The organism is Stenotrophomonas sp. STEN038, from assembly GCF_056759895.1.
Genome location: NZ_JBRRDW010000044.1, coordinates 1 through 26593, shown reverse-complemented (window position 1 = coordinate 26593; position 26593 = coordinate 1). Strand labels below are relative to the sequence as shown.

Sequence of the window (26593 nt, the reverse complement as noted above, 5' to 3'; positions counted from 1 at the left end):
ACTGCAGCTGTTCCCAATCCCGACTCTCAGCTCTCAATCAGTTGATCGACACGCGTTCGATGTCGCCGAACAGATCGGCACCGGAGACGACGATCTTTTCGCCCGGCTGCAGGCCGGAGACGATCTCGACTTCGCCCAGGCTGCTGACGCCGGTCTGGATCGGACGACGCACCGCAGTGCCGCCGCTGACCACATAGGCGTAACGACCACCGGACTGTTCGACGAACGGGCCGCGCTCAACCTTGAGCACGTTGTTGCGGGTATCCAGCAGGATGCGTGCGCTCATGCGCTGGCTCTGGCGCAGGCCCGGCGGCTGCTTGTCGGAGAAGCGCAGGCGGGCGACGACTTCGCCATTGACCACTTCCGGCGACACCGCGGCGATCTCACCCGGGAACGGCTGGCCGGAGCCGCTGGTCAGCTGTGCCGGCATGCCGATCGCCAGATCACGGGCGAAGCTTTCCGGCACCTTGATTTCAATTTCGAAGCGCGACAGATCGACCACGCCGAGGATCGGGGCGTTGGTGGCGACCTGGGTGTGCTGGGTAGCCTGCACCTGGCCGACCTGACCGTCGAACGGTGCGCGCAGAGTCAGCGCATCGACCTGGCGCTTCACTTCAGCCACCACCGCTTCCTGGCGATCCGCCATCAAGCGCTTGTTGCGCGCATCCAGGCTCGCCCCCTGGCTTTGCAGGCTGGCGTCCTGCTGGGCGTGCTGCAGCTCGATCTGGGCTTTCTTCAGTTCGTCCTGGGCCTTGGCCAGGTCGACCTGCGGCACCGCGCCGCCATCGAAGCCACGCTGGTAGCGCTGCAGGTCGCGTTCGGCGGCGGTGCGCACCAGGCCGGCCTGGTCGGACAGCTTGGCGCCGGTGGCGCGGGCCAGGGTGGCGTCCAGTGCGGCGCGGCTGGCTTCGGCCTCCAGGCCGGCCAGCGTCGCCTGTTCCTGCGCCAGTTTGCTGCGCAGTTCCGGGCTGTCGATCACCGCCAGCTCCTGGCCCTGCTTGACGACGTCACCAGCGACCACCTTCAGGGTCACGGTGCCAGCGGAGATGGCGTACAGCACCGGGCTGTTGGCAGCGATGACGCGGCCGTCGGCGGCGATGTCGCGGACCAGGTCGCCGCGCTTGACCTCGGCAATGCGCAGGCGGTCACCGTCGAACGAGCGGCTGGCGCCCAGCCAGTTGCTGACGACGTAGCCAATGCCGGCGACCACCACCACGGTGATCACCGCCGGCCACATGTAGCGACGCCACACGGGTTGCGGGCGCTGGGTACTTACCTGGTCCTGGGCGGAGGTGTCGCGGATCATCGTCGGCTTCGCTGCTGGGTTTGTTATCCATTAAGCAGGTCGCGTGCCAACTCCAAGGCATTGAATTTGTTTGGAAAATATTCAGTGATGTGAGTGTCCGGGTGTCCGCGGACGCTCGCGCGGACAGTGTCCGCTTGCTGATGTCCCGACATGTCCGCTGGTTGTCTGATCCAGCTGGCTTAGAATGTCCGTTCGTAATCACCAATGGATAGGCTATGTGCGGGATTGTTGGGGCGATCGCTGATCGCGATGTGGTTCCGGTACTGATTGAAGGACTCAAGCGGCTGGAATACCGCGGCTACGATTCCTCCGGCATAGCGGTGCTCGATGCCGAACACATCCGTCGCGTGCGCCGCACCGGCCGTGTTGCTGAAATGGAAGGGGCGGCCATTGCCGAACAGTTCCATTCGGTGCTGGGCATCGGCCATACCCGCTGGGCCACCCACGGTGGTGTGACTGAATCCAACGCCCATCCGCATATCAGCCAGGGCGTGGCGCTGGTGCATAACGGCATCATCGAGAACCACGAGGAGCAGCGCGAGAAGCTGCTTGCGCTGGGTTATGTATTCGAGTCGCAGACCGATACCGAAGTCATCGCCCACCTGATCCACCATCACCTCAAGGCCGATCAGGACGATCTGCTCAGCGCCCTGCAGCGCACGGTCAAGGAATTGACCGGAGCCTACGCGCTGGCCGTGATCAGTGAGAACGAGCCCGAGCGCATGGTGGTGGCACGCATGGGCTGCCCGCTGCTGATCGGCCTTGGCGATGGCGAGAATTTCGTCGCCTCCGACGTATCGGCCATCCTGCAGGCCACCCGCCGTGTGATGTTCCTGGAAGAGGGCGACACGGCTGAGCTGACCCGCCAGGGCGTGCGCGTTTTCGATACCAACAATGCACCCGCGCAGCGCGAACAGCGCATGTCGGATGTGTCGTTGGCCTCGCTTGAGCTGGGCCCGTACCGCCACTTCATGCAGAAGGAAATCCACGAGCAGCCACGCGCGCTGGCCGACACCGTCGAGGCAGCGATCGATGCGGGTGGATTCCCGGCAGCGCTGTTCGGACAGAACGCCGAAGCAGTGTTCAAGGACATCGAAGGTGTACAGATCCTGGCCTGCGGCACCAGTTATTACGCTGGCCTGACCGCGCGCTACTGGATCGAGGCCATCGCCGGCCTGCCGTGCAGCGTGGAGATCGCCAGCGAATACCGTTACCGCGCCGCTTATGCCAATCCGAAGCACCTGATCGTCACCATCTCCCAGTCCGGCGAAACCCTGGACACGATGGAGGCGCTCAAGTACGCCAAGTCGCTGGGTCACAAGCACACGCTGTCGATCTGCAACGTGCCGGAAAGCGCGATTCCGCGTGCCAGTGAACTGGTCTGCTACACCCGCGCCGGTGCCGAGATCGGCGTGGCCTCGACCAAGGCCTTCACCACCCAGCTGGCCGCGCTGTTCCAGCTGACCGTGGTGCTGGGCAAACTGCACGGCAAGGTTGATGCCGAGCAGGAGAGTGGTTATCTGGAGCAACTGCGGCATCTGCCGGGCAGCGTGCAGCACGCCTTGAACCTGGAGCCGCAGATCATCGCCTGGGCCGAACGTTTCGCCGGCAAGTCGAATGCGTTGTTCCTCGGCCGCGGCCTGCATTACCCGATCGCCTTGGAAGGCGCGCTCAAGCTCAAGGAGATTTCCTATATCCATGCCGAGGCCTACCCGGCCGGCGAGCTCAAGCACGGCCCGTTGGCGCTGGTGGATGCGGAAATGCCGGTGGTGGTGATTGCCCCCAACGACAGTCTGCTGGAGAAGGTGAAGTCCAACATGCAGGAAGTGCGTGCGCGTGGCGGTGAGCTGTTCGTGTTCACCGACCAGGACAGCAACTTCAATGCCTCCGAGGGCGTGCATGTGATCCGCACCCCGCGCCATGCCGGCGTGCTCAGCGCCATCGTCCACACCATCCCGGTGCAGATGCTGGCCTACCACACCGCGCTGGCACGCGGCACCGACGTGGACAAGCCGCGCAACCTGGCCAAGAGCGTTACCGTGGAGTAATGCAGGTGTCACGGGGGCGTAACCGGGCCTATGGATAATTACTCCCAGCAGCCCGGTCCTCTCTCCCCCGACGTTGCTCGAAGCCCGGCCCAGCGCCGGGCTTTTGCTTTGTCCAAGCAGTGGTTGCGCGTCTGTGGTGGCACGGCACAACTGCCTGTGAGCCCTGGAAGCCGGTCCATGGTGCGAATACCGGGCGGCGACGGGCTAAGCTGCCCGCCGTTGTGATCGCGAGCTGAACCAGTTGTTCTTCAGAAGTACCCAAATCGCCCCTTGCCACGCACTGCATGGTCAAGGGGGCACTGTGTCCGTTGCTCCTGCCATTGGGAGTGGGTGATGAGGGTGCGGAAAAGCCACGATCGGCAAGGTCCGGGCGGGAGACGATGATGGAGCCGGCCGGACAGGACCAGCCCGGGCGCGATTTCGCTGCGCTGGCGGTCCACGACTACAGCGCCGAGCTGCACCGCTACCTGCGCCGGCGGGTGGCCGAGGCGCAGGATCTGGGTGACCTGGTGCAGGAGGTCTACCTGCGCCTGCTGCGCGTGCAGAACATTGAAACCGTGCGTAATCCACTTGCCTACATCTATGGCATCGCCGCGCACGTGGCCAGCGAGTTCAACATGCGCCAGCGTCAGGGCCGGCTGCTGTACGACTCGACGGTGGTGGATGCGGTATCCGAAAACCCGGGGCAGGCCGCTTTCAGCGAAGGCGGTGGCTTCTTCGAGCGGCAGGTGGGCGATGCGCTGGCGCAGCTGCCGGCCAACCGGTTGGCGGTGCTGCTGCTGGAGCGGCGCGAAGGCCTGAGCCATGCGCAGATCGCGCAGAAGCTGGGGCTGAGCGTGCATACGGTGAAGAAATACAGTGTCGAAGCGCTGGCGCATGTACGCGCGAGCTTGGAACGATGAACAGGATGTTGATCCTGCGAGAGGCAGGGCGGGTGAAACCATGAATATCTATCGCACATCGCCGCAACAGAGCCGGGAGCGCGCCGCACGCGAGGCGGCGGAGTGGCTGCAGGTCATGGGCGAAACGCCCAGCGATGCGGACCGCGCCGGCTTTGCCGCCTGGGTGGCGCGCTCGCCGCTGCACTTGGAAGAGCTGCTGATGGCGCAGCTGGTGCAGCGCGAGCTGGCCTCCAGCGCCGCGCTGCAGTCCGTCGACCTGGATTCGGTGCTGGCGCAGGCGCAGGCCATGGACAACGTGGTGCCGCTGCACGATGCACCCAGTGCTGTAGTGGGGCCGAGGCCGCCGGAGCGCAAACCAGCCACGCGTGGACGTCGCCACAGGCTGGGCTGGGCGCTGGTGGCGGGCGTTGCCGGTTGCGCACTGCTGGCCGGCAGCTGGACCCTGCTGCAACCAGAGGTGCCGGTCCACCAGTACGCCAGTGCGGTCGGTGAACAACGCAGCATCGCTCTGGCCGATGGTTCGATGGTCACCCTTGCGCCGGCTTCCTATATCGCCGTGCGTTTCAGCGCGGGCGTGCGTGACATCGAGTTGCGTGATGGTGAGGCCACCTTCGACGTGGCACATGACACAAGCCGCCCGTTCCGTGTGCATGCCGGCGACAACACGGTGCAGGCGGTGGGCACGCGTTTCACCGTCAACCGGCTGCCTTCGGGCACGCTGGTTGCGGTCAGCGAGGGCAAGGTGAAGGTGACGGCCAACAGCAATTGGCTGGAATCGCTGTGGCGCGATGATGCATCGACGCTGGAAGCGGGCAAGGCCAAGGTCGAATCGCTGGGCCGCCCGGCGGCATTGTCTGCCGGTGAGCAGGCGCGCATACCGCAGGGGCAGCAGGCCATGCTGCGGATGCCGCTGGAAGCACCGAGCGCGCCGGCAGATGGCAAGCGCCGCCTGAGCTTCCGCAACGACACCCTGGCCGACATCATCAGCGAGTTCAACCGCTACAACCCGCGGCCCATCGTGGTCACCGATCCGCTGATCCGCGAGCAGCGCTACAGCGGCGTGTTCTATGCCGACGATGCCGATTCCTTCCTGCAGTTCCTGGAATGCTGCTCGCAGCTGCAGGTCAGCCGCCAAGCTGATCGTAGTGTGATCGGCAACCGCGGCAGTCGTCAGTAAGCAGCAAAGCAGGTTCCAGGAAAAATATTTTTGCCCATGAGTACCCTTTTCCCGCACTTGGACACACGGATGTAACAAGAGGCTGGTTCCGCGCAAGGCGGCTCCGGTTGCTCGGTAACCATTCGATGTCTTTCGGGGGCGAATTATCCATGGGGTCCAGCACTATTCTTCATAAGCACGCGTTGGTGAAGGCGGTAGCGCTCGCGCTGCTGGTCGGCACCGGCAATGTGGCGGTGGCACAGTCAGCACCGGCAGCCGATACGGTTGCCGATGCGGCGGTGTTCCAGTTTGATGTGCCAGCGCAGTCACTGGCCTCGGCACTTGAGGTGTTTGCCGAGCAGAGCGGGCTGCAGGTGGTCTATGCCGGCGGTGCCGGCAGTGGCGTGCAAAGCGGCGCGGTCAATGGCCGCCTTGCTGCGGACGCTGCCTTGCAGCAGCTGCTTGCGCCTACCGGCTATACGTCTGCCTACATCAATGCCAAGACCGTGGCCATCCGCCCGCGCAGCAGCGCTGGCGATGTGGTTGAACAGGCGGGCGGCAATGCCGAAACGCTGGAGACCATCAATGTCACCGGTACCTACCTGAAGAACATCGATCCTGCCTCGCCGCTGATCGTGATTGATTCGCAGCTGATCGAAAGCCGTGGTTATGCCTCGATTGAAGACGTGTTGCGCAACCTGCCGCAGAACTTCTCCAACCGCACCAGCGCCTCGCGCGCGCTGGGTGAGAAGGAGTTCGGCAGCACGTATGGCGATGGTGTGTCCGGGCTGGGCTCGTCTGGTGCGAACCTGCGTGGCCTGGGCAGCCGCTCCACGCTGATCCTGGTCGATGGCCGTCGTCGCAGTGGTTCGGCACAGGCGCAGGGCGCCTATACCGATATTTCCTCGATCCCGGTTTCGCAGATCGAGCGCATCGAAGTGCTCAGCGATGGCGCCAGCGCCATCTATGGCTCCGATGCCGTGGCCGGCGTGATCAACATCGTGCTGAAGAAGTCCTACGACGGCACCACCGCGCAGCTGCGGCATGAAAACTCCAGCACCGGTGCCGATGTATCGCGGTTGGACCTGGCCCGCACCTTTGGCTATGGCAGCGGTCACGTCACCGCTGCGGTCGGGTTTGAGCGCACCCTGCCTGCGGATGTCACCAGCCTGATCCATGTCGGCCCCAACGGCCGCGGTGACTTCAGCGACCGTGGCGGCGTCAACGGCCGTACCCGCAACAAGGGCCAGCCCGGGGTGGTCTATGAGTCCCTGGATTTCGGCATCGATTACCACTTCATGGGCGAAGCGCTGGGGGTGATTCCCGGCGGTCAGGACGGCACCGCACTGGATCCGCACAGCCTGCTTGCCTACGACCCGGCCACAGCACCGTCGACCTATGAGCGCAGCCGCATCGGCCCCAAGGTCGACAACCGCTATGTCCGCATCAGCGGCCTGCATGATCTTGGCGAAACCACGCAGCTGAACTACGGCATCAGCCATGTGCGTCAGGTCAACAAGGAGAACTGGCGGCCGACGCTGTTCGACTTCAGTATCTTCGAGCACGGTTACAACACCTACGTTCCCGAGAGCAATCCATACAACAACTTCGGCAGCGACGTGCTGGTTGGCTATTCCTTCGAGCGTGAGTTCGAGGGCATGAACCTGAGCGAAGACCAGAAGCAGACCAACAGCGACGCGCATGTCGGCATCAACGGCAAGCTGCCGTTCGCCAAGGGCTGGGATTACGAGGCGACGTACAGCATCGGCCGCGAGAAGGGCACCACCACCGCCTTGATGGACCTGACCGGCTCGATGGGCGCTGATGGCTATGCGCGCACGCTGGAAGTTCTGAATGGCTTGAACGTGTTTGGCGACGGCAGCAACGAAGCCATTGTCGCGCGCAACCGCGAGCTGCTGCAGAGTCTGGTCGAGCGCCATGTCTATCGCTTCCAATCGCGTGCCAGTACCGTTGACCTGCTGACCCGTGGTGAGCTGTTCCAGCTGCCCGCAGGCAAGATTGAAGCGGCATTCGGCGCACAGCACCGTGAGCAGCGCTACAACTACGAGAGCAATCTCGGTGAACAGCTGCGCTCGGAGAGCACCGGTAAATCCGAAGCACTGTTCACTGAAATCGGCATCCCGCTGTTGAAGGATCAGCCGCTGGCCAAGCTGCTGAGCCTGACCGTTGCCGCCCGCTACGAGCGCTTCGACCAGCGTGGCGACAGCGCACTGCGCGATTGGTCGGCGGGCCTGGGCGAACTCGGCGGCTTCGATGTCGAGCAGCTGACCGGCGTCAACAACGACGGCGCAAGCGGCATCACCGGCAGCGATACCGTGGTGTCGCGCAGCTTCAGCCGCACCAGCCCGCTGGCACGGCTGGCGTGGAAGCCGATCGATCAGCTTCGCCTGCGCGCCACCTGGGGCGAGTCCTTCCTGGTGCCGCAGGCACAGCAGCAGTTCGGCCAACTGATCATGGATGACTACACCGCGCGCGTGCTGTTCAACGGTGGCCAGTTGCCGGATGGTGTCACCCAGATCGTGGCGCTCAGCGGCCCCAACGTGAACCTCAAGCCGCAGGTGGCCAGCGTGGTGACCTATGGTTTCGATTGGTCGCCGACCTTCGCCACTGGCCTGCAGTTGTCGGCCACCTATAACCGCACCACCTTCGACAATTACATCGGCGATCCGCTGTCCGGGCTGACGTATTCGGAGATCTTCAAGGACATCAGCAATATGCCCGAAGGGACCTTCACCCTGGGCGAGAACGGGGTGATGTTGTGGGACAACCGTGCGATCAACTTCCTCGGCCGGCGCTCGCGCAGCGTCGATACCACCGCCAGCTATTACTTCGGCAATGACTGGGGCGATTGGCGCATAGAGCTCAATGCCGTGCGCACCCTGGAGCTGACCTCGCGTTCGCTGGCATCGATGCCGACGCTGAGTTATGCGGACAGCGAGCTTGGGCCGAGCAAGTGGACCGGTGACCTGTTCGTCGGCTGGGAAGGGGACGCATGGTTCGCATCGCTCGGCAGCCACTACAGTGCCGCACATCGCGTGCTGTACCCGCTGTCGGCCACCGCCACCGACTACAACGATTTCACTCCCAATGAAAATCCGCGTACGCGCTCGGCGTCCTACACCACCTTCGATGCGCAGGTCGGCTATCGCAAGCATCAGCGTGACGGCTGGTTGGGTGGGGTGACCGCGCGCATGGGCGTGCAGAACATGTTCGATCGCGACTATCCGTTCGTCGACAACCTGTCCGGCTTCGTCTCCAACCGCGTGAACATCCGCGGCCGCGTGCTCTATCTGGACATCAAGAAAGAGTTCTGACGCCAAGCAGTTGCTCCGTAACAACGCGGCGCGCCGATTCCTCGTCGGCGGCGCGCCGCATCCATTGCAAGGAAATCCATGAAGTCCATCGCCAACACCCTGCGCGCCCGCCTGCTGGCCAGCGCGGTCGTCACTGCACTCGGCCTCGTTGCCTGCAGCCCATCGCAAACCCCGCCTGCCGCTCCAGGCCAGGACGCCGCCGCCACGCTGGCAAGCAGCGGTACGTACAGCATCCGCGGCACGCTGCCGGGGCTGGCCGATGGCACCGAGCTCAAGCTGCTGGTGCCGTCTGCAGCGACCGACCCGCTGCATGTCGAGCCGGTGGCCACGGCCACCGCACAGGGCGGTGCGTTCGTGCTCAGTGGGCAGGTACAGCAGGCGGTGCCGGCGGTGCTGATGGTCGGTAATCAGGGTTCGGTGAAACTGGTGCTGGAGCCGGGAGAGCTGCGTATCGAAGCTGGCGCGCTGGGGCCGGTGGCCAAGGGTGGCAGCCTGACCGAACGGGTTTACGGCTATCTGCAAGATCCGGCCTATGTGGCCGCCTACCAGGCCAACCGCGAAGCCAATCGCAAGGCCTTCGACGGCGTCGATGAGAACGACGAAGCGGCGATGAAGGTCGCGCGTGAATCAGTGGCTGCGCCGTTTGCTGCCTTGACCAAGGTCAGGAACGACTACGACGCGGTCATTCTCGACGGTGCCGAGCCAACCCTGCTCAAGCTGTTGGTGTTGAGTGAGAACTACGACTGGAAGCGCTACGACGTGGCCCGCCGCGCGCAGCTGCTGGCCAGTTACAAGCAGGAGCTCGGCGCGCATCCACTGATCGTGCAGATGGAGCAGGCCGCCGCTGATTACGCCAAGACCCAGCAGCTGGCCGAGAAGTTCGGCCCGGGCAAGCCTTATGCCGACATCGAAGCGGTCGGCGTGGACGGCAAGGTGGTCAAGCTGTCCGAGGTGCTGGCACGCAACAAGCTGGTGCTGCTCGATTTCTGGGCCTCCTGGTGCGGGCCGTGCCGGGGCGAGTTCCCGCACCTGCTGAAGGTCTACCGCGAGTTCCACGCACACGGCTTCGAGATCTATGCCGTGTCGCTGGATGAAGACAAGGCGGACTGGACCAAGGCCATGCAGGAGGAGGGCGGCAGCAAAGATCTGCCGTGGATCAACCTGCAGGCACCGGGCTTCGAGGACAAGGCCGCGCAGACCTATGGCGTGGTGCAGTTGCCGCAGAACTATCTGATTGCCGGTGACGGCACCATCGTCGGCGTCGGCATGCGCGAGTGGGACGTCGAGCGCGCAGTGCGTGCGCAGATCAAGAAGGTTGAAGATGCGCCTGCACGTTGATGTCATCCGCCGCGCCGCGCTGAACGCATTGCTGCTGCTCGGCGTGCTGCTGCCTGGCAGCGTGCTGGCGCAGGTGCAGGCCGAGCTGGTAACCGCCCAGCGCTCGGTGCAGCCTGGGCAGCCGCTGCAGCTGGCCCTACGCATGCAGCATGATCTGCATTGGCACAGTTTCTGGAAGAACGCCGGCACCGGCCTGCCGACCAAGTTGATGTGGGAGCTGCCGCCGGGCTGGACGGCCGAGGCGATCCAGTGGCCGACACCAATCCTGGTGCGCGACCCCGAAGGCAACATCACCGGTCACGGTTATGAAGGCCTGTCGCATCTGCCGGTGCGGCTGATCGCACCGGCTGACCTGAAGCCCGGCAGTACGGTCGAGCTGAAGGCGCAGGCACGCTGGCTGATGTGCGAGACGGTGTGTATTCCGGGCAAGGCGGCCGTGAGTTTGAGTGTGCCGGTCAGTGCCGACCCTCCACAGCCTGATGCCGATGTGCGGGCGGCGCTGGCGGCATTGCCGATGCCAAGCTCCAGCGAAGGCTGGCAGCTGGCGGCGACCCGTGAGCAGGGCGACCTGACCCTGCGCGTGGCCGCACCGGCCGATATTTCTGAGCTGCACTTCTTCCCGGTCGACGAATTCGTCTCCTACAAGGTGCCACAGACGATTGGCAATCGCGGTGCACGCGCCTTGCTGAAGCTGCCATTGGACCCGGTAGAGACCATGCCGGCGGATGCAGCGCTGCGCGGTGTGCTGGCCTATACCGACGCACAGGGCGTCTACCGTGGTGTCAGCATCGAGCTGCCGTTCGTGGCCGAGGCCGAAGCGACTGCGCTGGTCAGCACGGCCGACCTCGGGGCTGCACCAGCTTCGGGCGCCGGCAATGACGGCGCGCAGCTGTCGCTGTTGGTGCTGCTGTTCGCAGTACTCGGCGGGCTGATCCTCAACCTGATGCCCTGCGTGTTCCCGGTGCTTGGACTGAAGGTGGTTGGCTTCATCGAGCAGGCCGGCAACGACAGGCGCAAGGTCAGCCTGCATGCGCTGTCGTTCACCGCCGGTGTGCTGCTCTCGTTCTGGGCGCTGGCCGGCATGCTGGCGGTGCTGCGCGAAAGCGGACAGCAACTGGGCTGGGGCTTCCAACTGCAGTCAGCACCGTTCGTGTTCGTGCTGGCGGTGGTGATGCTGGCCTTCGCGATGAACCTCAGTGGCGTGTTCGAGGTTGGCATGCGCGCCACCAGCGTCGGCTCCGGCCTGCAGTCGCGCAGCGGCGTAACCGGCAGTTTCTTCAGCGGCATGCTCGCCACCGTGGTGGCAACACCGTGCAGTGCACCGTTCCTGGCACCTGCGCTGGGTGCAGCGCTGGCCTTGCCAACGGCACAGTCGTTCGTGGTGTTCACCGCCATCGCGTTGGGGCTGGCGCTGCCGTATCTGCTGCTGTCGGTATTTCCCTCGTTGGTCAAACTGTTGCCGCGCCCGGGTGCGTGGATGGAAACCTTCAAGCAGCTGATGGCCTTCCCGCTGTATGCCACCGTCGGCTATCTGCTGTGGGTGCTGGCCGGGCAGTTGCACGAAGCGGCCCTGCTCAATGCCTTGCTGGCGCTGTCATTGCTGGGCTTCGGTCTATGGCTGTACGGCCGTGGCACCCGCCCGGGTGCCCGCGGTAGCCGTGCCAGGCTCAGTGCGGTTGCTGGCGTGCTGGTGCTGGTCGTGGCCGCGCTGTTCGGCTGGCCGCGTGCACCAGCGCCGGAAGCCCTGCAATGGGAGGCCTGGAGTAGTGAACGCGTGCAGCAGCTGCAGGCCGAAGGTCGCCCGATCTACGTCGATTTCACTGCGCGCTGGTGCGCTACCTGCCAGGTCAACAAGAAGGTGGTGTTCGCCGCGGCACGGGTGAACGACTACTTCCGCGACAACGAGGTGGTCGCATTGAAGGCCGACTGGACCAATGCCGATCCACTGATCACCGCCGAGCTGGAACGTTGGAACCGCAGCGCGGTGCCGTTCAACCTGGCCTATCCGGCCGGTGGCGGCCCATCGCGCGAACTGCCCGAGGTACTCACACCGGAGATCGTGCTCTCCGCGCTGGAAAACGCTACCCCACCAGGACGGGATTGAAATCCCGCCCCGACTTTCCCCGCGCCTCCGGGCGCACCTAGAGAGAACGCAACGCATGATTTCGCAACGCCTGTTGTGCGCCGGCCTTGCGCTGGGCTTGATGGCAGCTGCTGCTGCCTCGGCCGAGCCGGTCAAGGTCAATGGCTTCACCTACGTAAAATCCGCCGATGGCATCGACGAGTACCGGCTCGACGCCAATGGTTTGAGCATCCTGTTGCTGCCCAACCATGCCGCACCGGTGGTGACCTTCCAGATGACCTACCGGGTCGGTTCGCGCAACGAGGTGACCGGCACTACCGGCGGCACCCACCTGCTCGAGCACCTGATGTTCATGGGTAGCACCAACTTCGACGGCGCGAACAACGTCGATACCTACCTGGACCGCGTCGGTGCCGGCTTCAACGCCACCACCTCGCTGGACCGCACCAACTACTACGCCACGCTGCCGCCGGCCGCGCTGGACGGTTACATCGCCATCGAAGCGGACCGCATGCGCGGCCTGCTGCTGCGCGAGAAAGACCGCCAGAGCGAGATGACCGTGGTGCGCAACGAGTACGAGCGCAACGAGAACAATCCCAATGGCGCCTTGATGAAGCTGATGTGGGCGACTGCCTTCAGTGCGCATCCGTACCACCATCCGGTGATCGGCTGGCGCAGCGATATCGAGAAGGTGTCCATCGAGAAGCTGCGTGAGTTCTATGACACCTTCTACTGGCCGAACAACGCCACTGTCACCGTGGTCGGCGATATCGACAGCGCCAAGGTGCTGGCCAGCATCGGCGACAAGTTCGGCAAGGTGCCGCGCTCGCCGCATGCCATTCCCGAGGTCTACACCACCGAACCGGAGCAGCAGGGCGAGCGTCGGGTGACGCTGCGTCGCGGCGGCGAAACCGGCACGGTGATGATGGCGTACAAGGCACCAGCAGGCCTGGACAAGGACATTCCCGCACTGAACGTGCTGGAGCTGGTGTTGCAGGGCGGCCGCAGCGCCCGCCTGCAACGCGCACTGGTGGACACCAGCAAGGCGGTGGCGGTATCGGGCGGCATGTACCAGCAGCGTGATCCCAGCCTGTTCATGCTGAGCGTGGCACTGGCCCCGGACAGCAAGCACGAAGACATCGAGAAGATCGTGCGCGACGAGATCGCCAAGGTCGCCCGCGACGGCGTCAGCGTCGAGGAAATCAAGCGCGTGCTCGGCCCGTACCGCGCCGAGGAAGCCTATCGCCGCGATGGTACCGACCAGGCCGCCGATGCGCTCAACGAGTTCATCGCGATGGGCGATTGGACCCTGTATTCCAGCGCCTTGAAGGATCTTGAGAAGGTCACCCCGGCCGACGTGCAGCGCGTCGCCGGCAAGTATTTCACCGCAGAGCAGAGCACGGTTGGCTGGTTCGTGCCGGAGAGCAGCAAGTGAACAACGCAAAACGCATTCGACTGATTCCGCTGGCACTGGCTGCACTGTCCAGCCTTGCCGCATTCGCCGCCCAGGCCGGCGTCGCCGACACCGCCGTGCACGCCAAGGCCGCAGGCATTGACCTGATCGTCTACCCGATGGGGGTCAAGGACGTGGTCACCTTCACCGGCTCGATGCCGCTGGGTGATGCCTTCCTCACCGCCAAGGCCGAAAACCCGGCGGTGCCGACGCTGACCGCGATGCTGCTGGAGGCCGGCACCACCCGCCGCGACAAGTTCGCTATCTCCGATACCCTCGACGGCATCGGTGCGCAGCTGTCTTTCAGCCCCAGCGCGGCACGCATCGGCATCTACGGCAAGAGCCTGAAGCAGGACCTGCCGACCGTGCTCGACCTGCTCGCCGAGCAGCTGCGCCAGCCGGCGTTCACCGCTGAAGAGTTGACCAAGGCCAAGGTGCAGCTGGAAGCGGCATTGCGCCAGGCCAGCGACAACCCCGGCGCGATGGCCCGCGAAACCATGATGCTGAGCATCTTCCCGGCTGGCAGCATCAACGCACCGGCACCGCGCGAAGCCATGCTCAAGGCGGTGCCGCAAGTGACGCTGGAGCAGATCAAGGCCTTCCATGCCAAGTACTACGGCCCGGCGCACATGACCCTGGTGTTTGCCGGTGACGTCGATGCCAAGGCGATCGAGACCGCGGTTGCACACGGCTTCAACGGCTGGAGCGGCGGCGTGGATTATCTGCGTGATGCGCCCGCACGGCTGCCGGCCAAGGCCGCCGAGCACAACATCGCGATGAAGGACAAGGCCAGTGTCAGTGTGTTCCTGGGCCAGGCCACCGGCCTGCGTTACACCGATGCCGACTACCTGCCGATGACAGTGGGCGTGGACGTGTTGGGCTCGGGCTTTACCGGCCGGCTGATGGCGGCGGTGCGCGCGAAGGAAGGCCTGACCTACGGCATCGGCGGCAACCTGCTGGGCAGCGACTACATGGACGGCGGCCTGGGCATCAGCACCACCTTCGCACCGGAGCTGATGGACAAGGGCATCGCCAGCACCCGCCGCGAACTGCAGCGCTGGTGGAAGGACGGCATCACTGCCGAAGAGCTGGACGCACGCAAGCAGGCGATGGTCGGCAGCTACCAGGTTGGCCTGGGCAATACCGACGGCATGTCGGCGGCGATCATCGGTACGGTTGAGCGCGGTGTTGGTCTGGCCTGGCTGGACAGCTACCCGCAGGCGATCCAGTCGGTGACGCTGGAGCAGGTCAATGGCGTGATCCGCAAGTACGTGGATCCGCAGAAGATGGTGCTGGTCAAGGCCGGCACCTTCACCAAGTAAGTCGAATTCTGCCAAGTGGTTCGACACCAGCAAACGCCGGCGTAAGCCGGCGTTTGTTGTTTCAAGACTATGTGCTGATCAGGCACGCACACTGTTGGAAATGATCTCAACCCAGTAACCATCCGGGTCCTTGATGAAGGCCAAGCTCTTCATGCGGCCATCGCTGAGGCGCTTCTGGAATGGCACGCCCAGTTCCTCGAAACGCGCACAGGCCGCTTCCAGCTCCGGCACCGACACGCAGATGTGGCCGAAGCCGCGCGGGTCGCTGTTGCCGTCGTGGTAGACCGGGCCTTCCAGGTTCTCGGTGCCGTGGTTGTGGGTGAGTTCCAGCACACCGGGAATGCCGGCCATCCACAGGCGGCGCTCGGCATCGTCCTGCGGCACCTGCACGCCGGCCGGCACATAGGCCAGGAAGTACAGGCTGAACTGGGCTTCGGCAAAATCACGCTGGTCGATAAGCTGGAAGCCGAGCACGCGCGTATAGAAATCCAGCGAGGCGCGGATGTCCTTGACCCGCAGCATGGTGTGGTTGAACACGAAGCCGTTGGTTTCGGCCGGCACCTGGGCGGCGACGCCGGGCTGTTGAGCAAGGGTTTGAAGGCTCATGAAGTCTGTCCTGTTGCGATGAATGGGGGAGGGCGCGCGTGCAGCTGCGGCAACGCAATGCTCATGCAGAAGGTTGCATTTGAAATCGCCACCCCTGCTTGCATGCGTCGATACAAAAAATCATCAACGGCATACCTTCAGTGGCTAGGCGGCTGCGCGCGCGCTGGCTATGCTGCGTCGCAGGATAGTCGTTGTTCCCCTCGTTTTGATGAAGCGCGCATGCATTGCCTGATGTGCGCTGGGAAGTGACGCTGGCGCAAGGGCTGCGCGGATTGTTGGCAGGGGATGCCGCCACGGACGGAGCCACGGCGTGACCAGCGGCGGTTGACAAGGTTTCGCTGCTCGCGTTATTCATTGTATGTATATACAAATAACGGAATTGTCCGGAACTTCATGTCCTACCGTATGTGCCTGCCGTTGCTGCTGATGCTGGTGCTCGCCGTCGAAGGCGTGCTCGGGGCATGGGCGAGCACGCGCATGGTGCTGCATGCGGATGGAGTTCCATCGGTTGCCGGGATCACCCGCGCGGCCAGTGCAGGCTGTGACCCGATGCGAAGTGATCCGGTGCGAAGTGACCCGCTTCGGACGGATCTGGCCGCACGTACGTCGACGGCGGCGGGCGCAAGCACCGGCGCTGGCCACGACGAGCACACCGGCAAGTCGACTTCCAGCCATGCCGACGACTGCAGCTGCGCTGATAGCGTCGGCTGCGAATGCCTGTGTGTGTTCACCATCTATCCCCCCGCGACGGCGCTGTTGTTCGCCGGTGCGCATCCGCCGGTATCGGCCGATACGCCATTGCCGGCGCTGGTATTGCCGGCGGGCAGGCTATCCCGCGTCTTCCGACCTCCCATCGTCTGAGCGGTTGTTCTCGCGTCACCACGACGTAGTAGTGAACCGTGCTCGCGCCCGCGACCGCGGCTATCGCCCCGAGACAGAATCCCAGCGAGAGAGAACATGTATTTGAAGCCCCAAGCCTTGGCTGCGGCCATTGGCACGCTGTTGTGTGCCACCGCAATCCACACCGCCAACGCGCAGGACGCGCAGCCCCCGAATGAAGCCGCCCGCACGCTGGATGCCGTGCAGGTCACCGGCAGCCACATCAAGCGCGCGCAGTTGTCCGGCGTAGGCCCGGTCAGCGTGATCGACGCGCAGGTCATCGAACGCTCCGGCGCCACTTCTGTGGACACGCTGTTGCAGCGCCTGCCGGCCTCTGCCGGTTTTGCCGGTAGCCAGAGCAATGCCTACTGGGCCGAGAATGGCTATGGCACCACCCAGGTCAACCTGCGCGGCCTCGGCATCAATCGCACCCTGGTGCTGCTCAATGGCCGCCGCATCGTCAATGGCGGTACCGGCGCCAACAGCTCGGTCGATCTGAACATGATCCCGGTATCGCTGATCGAGCGCGTGGAAGTGCTCAAGGACGGCGCCTCGGCCATCTACGGCGCCGACGCGGTGGCTGGCGTGGTCAACATCATCACCAAGCAAGGATTCGACGGCGCCGAAGCAGCAGTGCGCTACGGCCAGACCACGCGTGGTGATGGCGACGAAACGGCAGTGGATCTGGCTTGGGGCGTCACCAGCGAGCGCGGCTCGTTGATGGCAGGCATCAACTATGCAGAAGGCGGCACGGTCAATATGGGCTCACGCGCGCCCTGCGGTCTGGCCGAAGTGAACGGCAAGCTGGTGTGCTCGGGAAGTTCGACCACGGTAGGCGGCCGCGCGCTGCTGGCCGATGGTAGCCGCGTAAACTTCAACCAGGTGCTGGGCGGCAACGGCGATTTCTACGAGCCGTACTCGGCCGCCAAACACAACTACAACGGCAACCCCACGCTCAACGCGGTCAATCCGATCAAGCGGATCAGCATGAGCGTGTTCGGCGACAGCCAGCTCAGCGAGAACACCACGTTGTTCACCGAGCTGATGTACACCAATCGCCAATCCGATCAGCTGGCCGCACCGGGCGGACTTGGCGTGTACCGGCCCATCAATATCGCTGCCAATCACCCGACCAACCCGACCGGACAGGACCTGCTGCTGCAACGCCGTCGTCTGGAAGAAGCCGGCCCGCGCCATTTCTCGCAGGAGGTGAATACCTTCCGCGGGCTGGTGGGTGTGAAGGGGCAGTTCGGCACTGGTTGGGACTGGTCGGCTGCCTTGAACTGGGGCCGCAACACCGGTGTCGATGGCTCGGACAACGTTGCCAATCTCGACCGCGTCGAGCAGACCTTGAACCGCAGCATCTGCAGCCCGGTACCGGGCGCGGCGATTCCCTGCGGCGACTATCTGGGTTACGGCGACCTCAGTCGCGAGGTGCTCGACTACATCCTCTACACCTCGCGCGATACCGGCGGCAACGAGCAGAAGAGTTTCACTGCCAATCTGAGCGGGCAGATCTTCGAATTGCCTGCCGGCTGGGTAGGCTTCGCTGCCGGTGTGGAAGTGCGCAAGGAGCGTGGCTGGCGCAATCCCGATCCGCTGACCGTGCTCGGCATCGGCAACACCAACCAGCAGGATCCGATTGCCGGTGAATACACTGCCAAGGAAGTCTTTGCAGAGTTGGCCATTCCGCTGCTGCAGGACAACGTGATCGCCGATTCGCTGTACTTGAATCTGGCCGGCCGCGCTTCGGACTATGACCTGTTCGGCCGCGATTACAACTACAAGGCTGGCCTGGATTGGCAGGTCAACTCCTCGTTGAAAGTGCGCAGCACCTATGCCACCGCCTTCCGTATTCCGAACATCCCGGAACTGTTTGGCGGTGTGGCCGAGGGCAACCTGACCACCACCGATCCGTGCAGCAACTGGTCGACCTTGCCGGCGGGCTCCACGGTGCGTGACAACTGCCAGGCCTACGGTGTGCCGGCCGGCTATGTGCAGCCTGGCAACACCATCCTCACCACCTCCGGTGGCAACGCCGATCTGAAGCCGGAAGACGCCACTTCGTTCACCGCAGGCGTGGTGTGGACGCCGGCGTTCCTGTCCGGGCTGACCTTGACGCTGGATTACTACAATATCCGCATCAAGCACGCGATCCAGCGCATCGACGGCTCCACCAAGCTGGCCATCTGCTACAACACGCCGGGGCTGGCGCATCCGTTCTGTGATGCCAGCAACTTCACCCGCAACCCGCGCACCGGCGAAGTCGACTTCCTGTCTTCGCAGCCGGTCAATGCTGCCAACGAGCACGTCACCGGCTATGACTTCGGCGCATTGTATGAATTCAAGGCAGCCGGCTTCGATGCCAGCGTCAGTGCCGATGTGTCCTACCTGCAGCGTTATGACGTGCGGCCGTACGACGGTGCCGACCTGATCGAGTACGCCGGCAAGATCACCGGCGGACGCGGCAGCTATGCCAAGTGGCGCGGCCTGGTTTCGATGAATGCCTCGCGCGATCAATGGTCGGGTACCTGGAGCACGCAGTACATCGGTCGTGCTGATGACATCAATGCGGCCCGCGGTGACATCGGTGATCACGCGCCATCGGTGTTCTATCACAACCTGCAGCTCAAGTACGCGGTGAGCAAGGCGCTGGATGTATCGCTGGGCCTGGACAACGTCTTCGACAAGAAGCCGCCGTTCATCCAGAGCTACACCGATGCCAACACCGATACGATGACCTACGACCTGCTGGGTCGCCGCTGGTACGCACGCATCGGCTACCGCTGGTGATTGGACGCGCCTCGTCGCAACTGCGGCGGGGCGCGTCATTGAACGAGGACGATGTTGATGAAACCCGCATTCTGGGCACGCCGTGCCCACAAATGGATCGGTCTGGTGATCGGCGTGCAGGCGCTGCTGTGGATGCTCAGCGGCGTCTATATGACCGTGGTGCCGCTGGACGTGATCCATGGCGACCACCTGGCCCATGTACATGGCACACCGCTGCCGGCGCAGGCCGCGCGCGTTGGCACCGATGTGCTGGCTGCCCGCTATCCACAGATGGAGTCGTTCCGGCTCAAGCATGTGCTGGAACGCGAGGTCTATGAGATCCGCCAGGGCAAACAGAAGTACCTGGTGGATGCCGCCAGCGGCGAACGCCTGGCACCGATGGACCGTGAGCAGGCAATAGCGCTGGCGCAGTCGCTGTATCAGGGCAAGGGCGAAGTGGAGCGGGTGGAGTGGATCACCCGCGCCCCGTCGGAAGTGAAGACCCGGCCGGTACCGATGTGGGCGGTGCATTTCAGCGGTCGCGGCGACACGACTTTGTACCTGTCGCCGGACAGCGGCGAATTGCTGGCACGCCGGCACGACCTGTGGCGCGTGTTCGACTTCGTGTGGATGTTGCACATCATGGATTACGAGAACCGTACCGACGTCAATAACACCTTGCTGCGTGTCGCCTCGATTGTCGGCTTGGTTTTTGCGCTCAGTGGCATCTGGCTGCTGTTCTACAGCTTCGGCAAGCGGAGGAGCGCATGACGCCCTGGATGCGGAGCCTGCACAAGTGGGTGGGCCTGATCGTTGGCCTGCAATTCATGGTGTGGTTGGGCAGCGGCCTGATGATGAGCCTGCTTGATCCGGACAAGATCGAAGGCAGTGCGCAGCAAGCAGCGGCTGTCGCCAACCCGGCGTGGCCGGCCACGGCAGTGTCGCCGAGCGTGGCGCTGGCTGCAGCCAAGAGCGAGGCGGCAACACTGGACAGTGGCTGGTTACTGCAACAGCCGGTGTACCGTCTGCAATCACCGGAAGGCACCGAGGTCATCGATGCCCGTGACGGCAAGCGCATCAGCATCGATGCGGCGATCGCGGCGAAAGTCGCCCAAGCGGCCTATGCCGGTGATGGTGTTGCCGCTGCGCCGGAGTATCTGGAAAAGACGCTGGAAACCCGGGCCAACCCGGATCCGGTGTGGCGCGTGGATTTCAGCGATGCGCAGGACACCAGTATCTACGTCTCCGCGCACAGTGGTCAGGTGATGGAACATCGCAACGCCACCTGGCGGCTGTTCGATATCTTCTGGATGTTGCACATCATGGATTACAGCAGCCGGGTCGATTTCAACAACCCGTTGGTGGTGGGCATGGGAATAGGCGGCCTATGGTTGGCGCTGACCGGCGTGTGGTTGTTGATCGCAAGTTTTCACCTGCAGGAGTTCATCCCGCGTCGCTGGCGGTCGCGTCGGCAGCTGATGGTCTACGCACCGGGCGGCGCGCATCTGCGCACGGTTGAAGTTGCCAGTGGTGACAGCGTTTACATTGCCCTGGCGCGCGAAGGCATCAATCTGCCTTCCAACTGCGGTGGTGGGCAGAGCTGCGGTCTATGTGAGGTGCGGGTGCGCTCTGGTGCGGGCAAGGCAACGGCGGCCGATCGCGCGCACGTGCCTGATGCCAAGCGCAAGGTCGGTTGTCGATTGGCCTGCAACCTGCAGGTGGATGAGGACGTCGAGATCGAAGTGGCCGGCGGCGCCAGCCTGTGGACCGAACACTGGGCCATCGTCGAGAAGGTCGTCGCGGTGACGCCGTTCCTGCGAGAGATCCATCTGCGCCCGGAGCAGGCTGCGGATGCACAGTTCCAGCCTGGCTGCTATCTGCAGCTGCACGTGCCCGAGTACGAGCTGCCGCGCACTGCGGTGTGGTACCCGGCCGAGCATGGCGAGGATTGGAGGGCACTGTCCTTGCCCGCGACCCTGCAGAACAAGGCGGCGGTACGGCGCTCGTACTCGCTGGCAACACCGGTGTCCAACGCGGACGGCGGCCTGGTGCTGCTGGTCCGCTTCAGCCCCGGCTGGCAGGAGAACCGCAAGCATCCGCCGGGCAAGGGCTCGACCTTCGCTTATACGCTGCGGGAGGGTGACCGTGTCCGCTACAGCGGCCCATTCGGTGATTTCGCACTCAGCGGTAGCGAACGCGAGAAGATTTTCATTGGCGCTGGTGCGGGCATGGCGCCGCTACGTGCGCTGATCCAGCAGCGGCTGGATGAGGGTGGTGGCGAGCGTATCCACTACTGGTACGGTGCCCGTGGCGAGCGTGATTGCCCTTATGTCGAACAGATGCAGGAACTGGCGCATGAGCATGCCAACTTCAGTTGGCATCCGGTGTGGTCAGGGCAGGGCAGTGATGCGCGCCGTGTGCACGAGGCGATGCATGAAGATCTATTGAAGCAGCATCCGGATCTGGCGGGCTGCGAGTTCTATCTGTGTGGCCCACCGGCGATGTTGGCGGCGACCAGGCAGCTGCTGCGCAAGCTGGGTGTTGCGGATGAGCGGGTTGCGTTTGATGACTTCAAAATCTGAGTAGTTTCGGGTCTGGATGTTGCGGCTGCAGATGTCAGAGATCTGCAGCTGTTGCTGTTGCTTTTGCTGTTGTTGCTGCTTTTGCTGTTGCTGTTGCTGTTGCTTCGGCTCTGGCTTTGGCTTTGGTTTTTGCTTCGGCTTCGGCTCTGGATATTCCCTTCTCCCGCTTGCGGGAGAAGGTGCCCGGAGGGCGGATGAGGGGAGCTTTTGACTTTGCTTAGCTAGAAGCTTCCCCTCACCCCAACCCCTCTCCCGTGAACGGGAGAGGGGCTTTACTCCGATCATTATTGCGGTGGCATCACTCGTGCTTTGAGAACTCGCTCAACGAACCATCATTGCCGAGCAATGCAACCGTGAACGCCTGACGATAACCATCCGGCGATTCCATGCCCGGCGTACCAACCGGCATGCCCGGCAACACCAGCCCGCGCGCCTGTGGGCGCTCAGCCAAAAGCTTCTTGATGTCTTCCACCGGCACATGGCCTTCCACCACATAACCGTCAATCTCGGAGGTGTGGCAGGACATCATGCCGTCGCCGATTCCCAAACGCTGTTTGACCGCCATCATGTCGCTGGTGTCATTGAGCTGTACCGGGAAGCCAGCGGCCTGCATATGTTCAGCCCAACCACCGCAGCAACCGCAGTTCGGGTCCTTGTGCACAACAACCAACGGTAAGGCCTTGGTAGCCGGCGCAACTTCAGCAGCCTCCGCAGGTGCCGCAGCAACCGTAGCGGCTGCGGTGGTAGCAGTCGACGGACTGGCATTGCACGCACTGATCAACAGAGTGCCGGCAGCCAGCACCAGCAACGAGAACATCGGCTTTGAACGCATTTTCATGATCTTGATTCCTTGGGCTGTTCGCCGCACCGACCGCTGGCCGATGCGGCGGTAGGGCATCACAGCATCGACAGGCCGCGCTCGAATTCCCTGGCGTCGAGTTTGCCATCGCGGTTGCCGTCGCTCATGCCGAAGTGCGGCAGCAGCGGATGACCACTGGGCAGTTCCTCGCGGCTGATGAAGCCATCTTGGTTGGCATCAAAGCGTTTGAACGTTGCCGCTGCATCAGCCTGCGGCGTCTTCGCAACAGGCTTGGCCGCCGGTGCATGGTGCTCATGGCCGGCATGCTGGGCCTGCGCGATGGAAATCGAGGCAAGTGAGATCGCGCCGACCAGTGCGGCCTGGATAAAGAACTTCATCGAACGTATTCCTTCAAAAGAGAGTGGGGATGGCGCCGCTATGCGACGCCATCACTACGAATCAGAACCAGAAGCGCACGCCGGCAACCCAGCGCGACTCACTCACGCCTTCGCCGGCATCACGGTGCATATCAGCGGTATCGCCGAACGCGCGTTCGTGCACAAAGCCAACGTACGGCGCGAGCTTGCGGGTGAACTCGTAGCGCAGGCGCAGGCCTGCTTCCACGCTGCTCAATCCTTTGCCGACACCGCGGCGCGGATCGTCATCGGCGACGATGCTGGCTTCCACCACCGGCTGCAGGATCAGCCGGTTGGTCAGCAGCACGTCGTATTCGACCTCGAAGGCCAACTCTGCCTTGCGCGGTCCGCCGATGTAAGCCATCGCCGAGACTTCGAACTTGTACGGCGACATGCCCTGCAGGCCGAAGGCTGCGCGGGTCAGGTCCGGCGACTCGCGGTTGTTGTCATGCCGCGCACCGGCCACCACGTCCCACCACGGCGAGATCGAATGCCCGTACAGCGCATCCACCGACCAGTCGCCGAGCGCGTTCTCGCTGCGCTCGCCTTCGCTGCGGATCCACAGGCGGTTGATGTCGTTGCCGAACCAGGAGTCGATGCCCCAGGCCTGGCCGCTGCCGTGGGCGTTGTCCCAGGCTTCCAGGTGATCGAACACCACCAGGCTGTTGAACGACGGTGCGTGTTCCATCGCATGCGGCTTCAACACCGGGAAGGCGTCGTCGAAGTCCTGCTTGGTCGGCGTCGGGATCGGTTCGCGCGGTGTGTCGCTGGCACTGCTGCCCTGCATGTTGTGGCCAGCATGCGGATCGGCCGGCATGGTATGGCCTGCGTGCGGATCAGCTGCTGCGCCGTGGCTGGAATGATCCCCGGCCTTGGGCATGGCATGGCCTGCATGTGGATCCGCAGCCTTGGCCTTGCCACCATGATCACGGTGCGCGGCATGCGGATCGGCCGGTTTTGCCTTGGGCATGTTGTGCCCGGCATGCGGATCAACTGCCGGCTTTGCTTCAGCGGCGTGCCCGGCGTGGCCCGCATGCGGGTCCTGCGCGAAGGCGCTGCCGCTGGCGGCCAGGGCGATGAACAACAGCGAGTGAGAGAAGGTCTTCATGCGTCGATCCTCACTTCGCGCATCATGCCCGCTTCCATGTGGTACAGCAGATGGCAATGGAAGGCCCAACGGCCCAGCGCATCCGCACGCACGCGGTAGCTGCGGCGTGTGCCTGGCGGCATGTCAACGGTGTGCTTGCGCAGCTGGAACTCGCCGTCGGCGTTCTCCACATCGCTCCACACGCCATGCAGATGGATGGGGTGCTGCATCATCGTGTCGTTGACCAGAACGATGCGCATGCGCTCGCCATAGTTCAACTTGATGGGCTCGGCACCGGCAAACGGAATGCCGTCGAAGTTCCAGGCGAACTTTTCCATGTGACCGGTGAGATGCAGTTCGATCTCGCGGCCCGGCTCACGTCCATCCGGGTCCTCGAACAAGGAACGCATCGCGCCGTAGGTCAGCACCTTGCGGCCATTGTCGCGCAGGCCGATGCCGGGGTCGTCGAGCTTGGGCTCGGTGGCCGCGGTCTGCATGTCGATCAGCGGATTGCCGGCTTCGCTGGGCTTGTGCTTGGGTGACTTGTCGCCGCCGCCATGAGCGCCATGGCCCATCGCGGCGCCGCAGCCGCCTTCCATGCCCTTGGCACCCATGTTGGCGCCGCAACCACCTTCCATGCCGGCACCGTGGTCGCCATGGCTGCCCATGTCGTGACCCATGTCGCTCATGGTCAGCAGTGGACGTGGATCAATCTGCGGAATCGGTGCCTGCAGCCCTTGGCGGGTTGCCAGCGTGCCGCAGGCGTAGCCGGTGCGGCCCATGTCCTGCGCAAACAGGGTGAAGGCATCCTGGCCGGTCGGTTCGACGATGACGTCGAAGGTCTCGGCCGGGGCAATGCGGAACTCATCAATACTGACCGGGTGGATGTACTGGCCATCGGCGGCGACAACGGTCATCTTCAGGCCGGGAATGCGCACATCGAAGTAGGTCATCGCCGAGCCGTTGATGAAACGCAGCAGCACCTTTTCGCCACTGCGGAACATGCCGGTCCAGTTGCCGGCAGGCGCGGTGCCGTTCATCAGGTAGGTATAGGTGTGGGCGTTGATGTCGGACAGGTCGGAAGGCGTCATCCGCATCCGGCCCCACATGCCGCGGTCACTGAGCGTCTCGCGCAGGCCATCCTTGCGCGCGTCGCGCATGAAGTCACCCACCGTGCGCTGGTAGGTGTTGTCGTGCATCGGCATCTTCTTCATGCGCCGGAACAGCGCATCCGGGTCCATGTCGGTCCAGTCCGAGAGCATGACCACATGTTCGCGGTCGAAGTGGTACGGCGGCGGTGCCAGCGGATCGACGATCATCGCGCCGTACAGGCCGGCCTGTTCCTGGAACATCGAATGGCTGTGGTACCAGTAGGTGCCAGACTGCTTGAGCTGGAACCGGTACTGGTAGGCCTCGCCCGGCGCAATGCCGTTGAAGCTCAGCCCAGGCACGCCGTCCATGTTGGCCGGCAGCAGGATGCCGTGCCAATGGATGGAAGTGATCTCGTCGGTGAGCGTGTTGGCCACACGCAGGTTGACCGTGTCGCCCTCACGCAGGCGCAGGATCGGCGCCGGCAAGGAGCCATTGACGGTGATGGCAGGACGGGTACGGCCGGTGAAGTTGACCGCCGAGCGGCCGATGGCAAGGCTCAGCTCGGTGCCACGCAGCTCAACCGGCGGCACCGCCATGGCACTGCCGGCGGCGAAGGCCTGTGGGATACGGGCCAGGCCGGCACCGGCGACCACGCCGCCAATGGCCAGGCCCTGCACGAAGCGACGTCGCGACAGCACCGAGCGCGAATCGGAAAGGAAATCAGAAGACATGTGGAACTCCCGGTCACACAGCCGCATCACGATGCGTTGCTGCATGTCCTGAACAGATCAAGGGTGCACCAGGGCGATGGCCTTGGCACAGATATCTGCGGACGCCAGAAGGCGCGGGAATCAGGCGATGGGAGGGCGGTTGAGCTGGCCCGGGGCCACGTCGTCGCGAGAGGGGAGTGCGAGCATTGACGCCAATGCATGACGCATCGGTGCAAGCCGCGTCATCGTGACGCTGGGCAGCATGTTGCAGTGCTGCTTACAGTCGCAGCTGTCACCGCTGGCACAGGGCGAGGGCGCCTTGTCGGCGTCGCCGGCATCGCATTGCAGGTTGGCTTCCTGCTCGTGGCAGCAGTCGTGCGCGCTGTCACCGGCTTCCATTGCCATCGTCATTGCCTGCATCGGCATGGCCATCGCCGTCGCAGACCACACCGAACCGACCGCACTAGCGATCAGGGTCAGGCATAGCAGCAGGGGCAGCAGGATGCGCGGCACGGGATTCAGGTTGGGAAGCAGGGCTGAACCATAACATTCCTGAGTACGGGCTGGGCTGAATGGTTGGGCCAAAAACGGGTAGAGGAAGAGGCTGTTTTGTATAAACGAGACAGCGCACCGAAGGGGGGGAAACAATAAAAAAGGAACCAAAACCAACCCACAAATACGTCTGAGGGAGAGGCAGGGCATGGTGT

Annotated in this window: 19 protein-coding genes; 12 read left to right on the top strand and 7 right to left on the bottom strand. The window is 63.8% G+C overall.

The window, feature by feature from the left end; genetic code table 11:
* Nucleotides 1-37: 37 nt before the first annotated feature.
* Nucleotides 38-1306, bottom strand: a complete 1269-nt coding sequence (locus ACVOLS_RS16285; protein ID WP_481546486.1) for an efflux RND transporter periplasmic adaptor subunit — start codon at nucleotides 1304-1306, stop codon at nucleotides 38-40.
* 215 nt (nucleotides 1307-1521) lie between these two features.
* On the opposite strand from ACVOLS_RS16285, the gene glmS reads away from it, so the two are divergent.
* The 8 genes from glmS to ACVOLS_RS16245 all read left to right on the top strand — a co-directional run bounded on the left by glmS (nucleotide 1522) and on the right by ACVOLS_RS16245 (nucleotide 14943).
* Nucleotides 1522-3354, top strand: coding sequence for a glutamine--fructose-6-phosphate transaminase (isomerizing) (gene glmS, locus ACVOLS_RS16280; protein ID WP_481546485.1), 1833 nt, complete (start codon nucleotides 1522-1524; stop codon nucleotides 3352-3354).
* Between the two features lie 383 nt (nucleotides 3355-3737).
* Nucleotides 3738-4256: an RNA polymerase sigma factor gene (locus ACVOLS_RS16275; RefSeq protein WP_481546484.1), complete on the top strand. Its 519-nt coding sequence runs from the start codon at nucleotides 3738-3740 to the stop codon at nucleotides 4254-4256.
* A gap of 40 nt (nucleotides 4257-4296) precedes the next feature.
* Entirely contained in the window at nucleotides 4297-5433 is a 1137-nt protein-coding gene (locus tag ACVOLS_RS16270; protein ID WP_481546483.1) for a FecR family protein, read from the top strand.
* A gap of 149 nt (nucleotides 5434-5582) precedes the next feature.
* A complete protein-coding gene (locus ACVOLS_RS16265; protein WP_481546482.1) occupies nucleotides 5583-8747 on the top strand; it encodes a TonB-dependent receptor in 3165 nt (1054 codons plus the stop codon).
* 78 nt (nucleotides 8748-8825) lie between these two features.
* Complete coding sequence (locus ACVOLS_RS16260; protein ID WP_481546481.1) at nucleotides 8826-10085, top strand: redoxin domain-containing protein; 1260 nt, start codon at nucleotides 8826-8828, stop codon at nucleotides 10083-10085.
* Nucleotides 10069-12189 carry a protein-disulfide reductase DsbD family protein gene (locus ACVOLS_RS16255; RefSeq protein ID WP_481546480.1) on the top strand — a complete coding sequence of 707 codons (2121 nt, stop codon included), beginning with the start codon at nucleotides 10069-10071 and terminating at the stop codon, nucleotides 12187-12189. The genes ACVOLS_RS16260 and ACVOLS_RS16255 overlap by 17 nt, the downstream gene beginning before the upstream one ends.
* 55 nt (nucleotides 12190-12244) lie before the next feature.
* Nucleotides 12245-13603: a M16 family metallopeptidase gene (locus tag ACVOLS_RS16250; RefSeq protein WP_481546479.1), complete on the top strand. Its 1359-nt coding sequence runs from the start codon at nucleotides 12245-12247 to the stop codon at nucleotides 13601-13603.
* The gene (locus tag ACVOLS_RS16245) at nucleotides 13600-14943 is read left to right on the top strand and encodes a M16 family metallopeptidase (RefSeq protein WP_481546478.1); all 1344 of its coding nucleotides are present in this window, start codon (nucleotides 13600-13602) and stop codon (nucleotides 14941-14943) included. The genes ACVOLS_RS16250 and ACVOLS_RS16245 overlap by 4 nt, the downstream gene beginning before the upstream one ends.
* 78 nt (nucleotides 14944-15021) lie before the next feature.
* Here ACVOLS_RS16245 and gloA read toward each other — a convergent pair whose 3' ends face one another.
* Nucleotides 15022-15549 (bottom strand): lactoylglutathione lyase, encoded by a 528-nt coding sequence (gene gloA / locus ACVOLS_RS16240; protein WP_481546477.1) that lies wholly within the window; start codon nucleotides 15547-15549, stop codon nucleotides 15022-15024.
* Between the two features lie 393 nt (nucleotides 15550-15942).
* On the opposite strand from gloA, the gene ACVOLS_RS16235 reads away from it, so the two are divergent.
* The 4 genes from ACVOLS_RS16235 (at nucleotide 15943) to ACVOLS_RS16220 (ending at nucleotide 21782) form a co-directional block, all read left to right on the top strand.
* Nucleotides 15943-16410, top strand: a complete 468-nt coding sequence (locus tag ACVOLS_RS16235; RefSeq protein ID WP_481546476.1) for a CopL family metal-binding regulatory protein — start codon at nucleotides 15943-15945, stop codon at nucleotides 16408-16410.
* Nucleotides 16411-16506: 96 nt separating this feature from the next.
* Nucleotides 16507-19221 (top strand): TonB-dependent receptor, encoded by a 2715-nt coding sequence (locus tag ACVOLS_RS16230; protein WP_481546475.1) that lies wholly within the window; start codon nucleotides 16507-16509, stop codon nucleotides 19219-19221.
* 57 nt (nucleotides 19222-19278) lie between these two features.
* Nucleotides 19279-19971 (top strand): PepSY domain-containing protein, encoded by a 693-nt coding sequence (locus ACVOLS_RS16225; protein ID WP_481546474.1) that lies wholly within the window; start codon nucleotides 19279-19281, stop codon nucleotides 19969-19971.
* Nucleotides 19968-21782 carry a 2Fe-2S iron-sulfur cluster-binding protein gene (locus ACVOLS_RS16220; RefSeq protein ID WP_481546473.1) on the top strand — a complete coding sequence of 605 codons (1815 nt, stop codon included), beginning with the start codon at nucleotides 19968-19970 and terminating at the stop codon, nucleotides 21780-21782. The genes ACVOLS_RS16225 and ACVOLS_RS16220 overlap by 4 nt, the downstream gene beginning before the upstream one ends.
* Before the next feature lie 298 nt (nucleotides 21783-22080).
* Here ACVOLS_RS16220 and ACVOLS_RS16215 read toward each other — a convergent pair whose 3' ends face one another.
* The 5 genes from ACVOLS_RS16215 to ACVOLS_RS16195 all read right to left on the bottom strand — a co-directional run.
* The gene (locus ACVOLS_RS16215; protein WP_481546472.1) at nucleotides 22081-22620 is read right to left on the bottom strand and encodes a DUF411 domain-containing protein; all 540 of its coding nucleotides are present in this window, start codon (nucleotides 22618-22620) and stop codon (nucleotides 22081-22083) included.
* A gap of 59 nt (nucleotides 22621-22679) precedes the next feature.
* On the bottom strand, nucleotides 22680-22979 hold the full coding sequence (locus tag ACVOLS_RS16210; RefSeq protein WP_481546471.1) for an EF-hand domain-containing protein: 300 nt from the start codon (nucleotides 22977-22979) through the stop codon (nucleotides 22680-22682).
* 61 nt (nucleotides 22980-23040) lie between these two features.
* Nucleotides 23041-24105: a copper resistance protein B gene (locus ACVOLS_RS16205; RefSeq protein WP_481546470.1), complete on the bottom strand. Its 1065-nt coding sequence runs from the start codon at nucleotides 24103-24105 to the stop codon at nucleotides 23041-23043.
* Entirely contained in the window at nucleotides 24102-25907 is a 1806-nt protein-coding gene (locus ACVOLS_RS16200; protein WP_481546469.1) for a copper resistance system multicopper oxidase, read from the bottom strand. The genes ACVOLS_RS16205 and ACVOLS_RS16200 overlap by 4 nt, the downstream gene beginning before the upstream one ends.
* Nucleotides 25908-26027: 120 nt before the next feature.
* A partial coding sequence (locus tag ACVOLS_RS16195; protein ID WP_481546468.1) for a CopL family metal-binding regulatory protein occupies nucleotides 26028-26593 on the bottom strand: 566 nt, incomplete at its 5' end.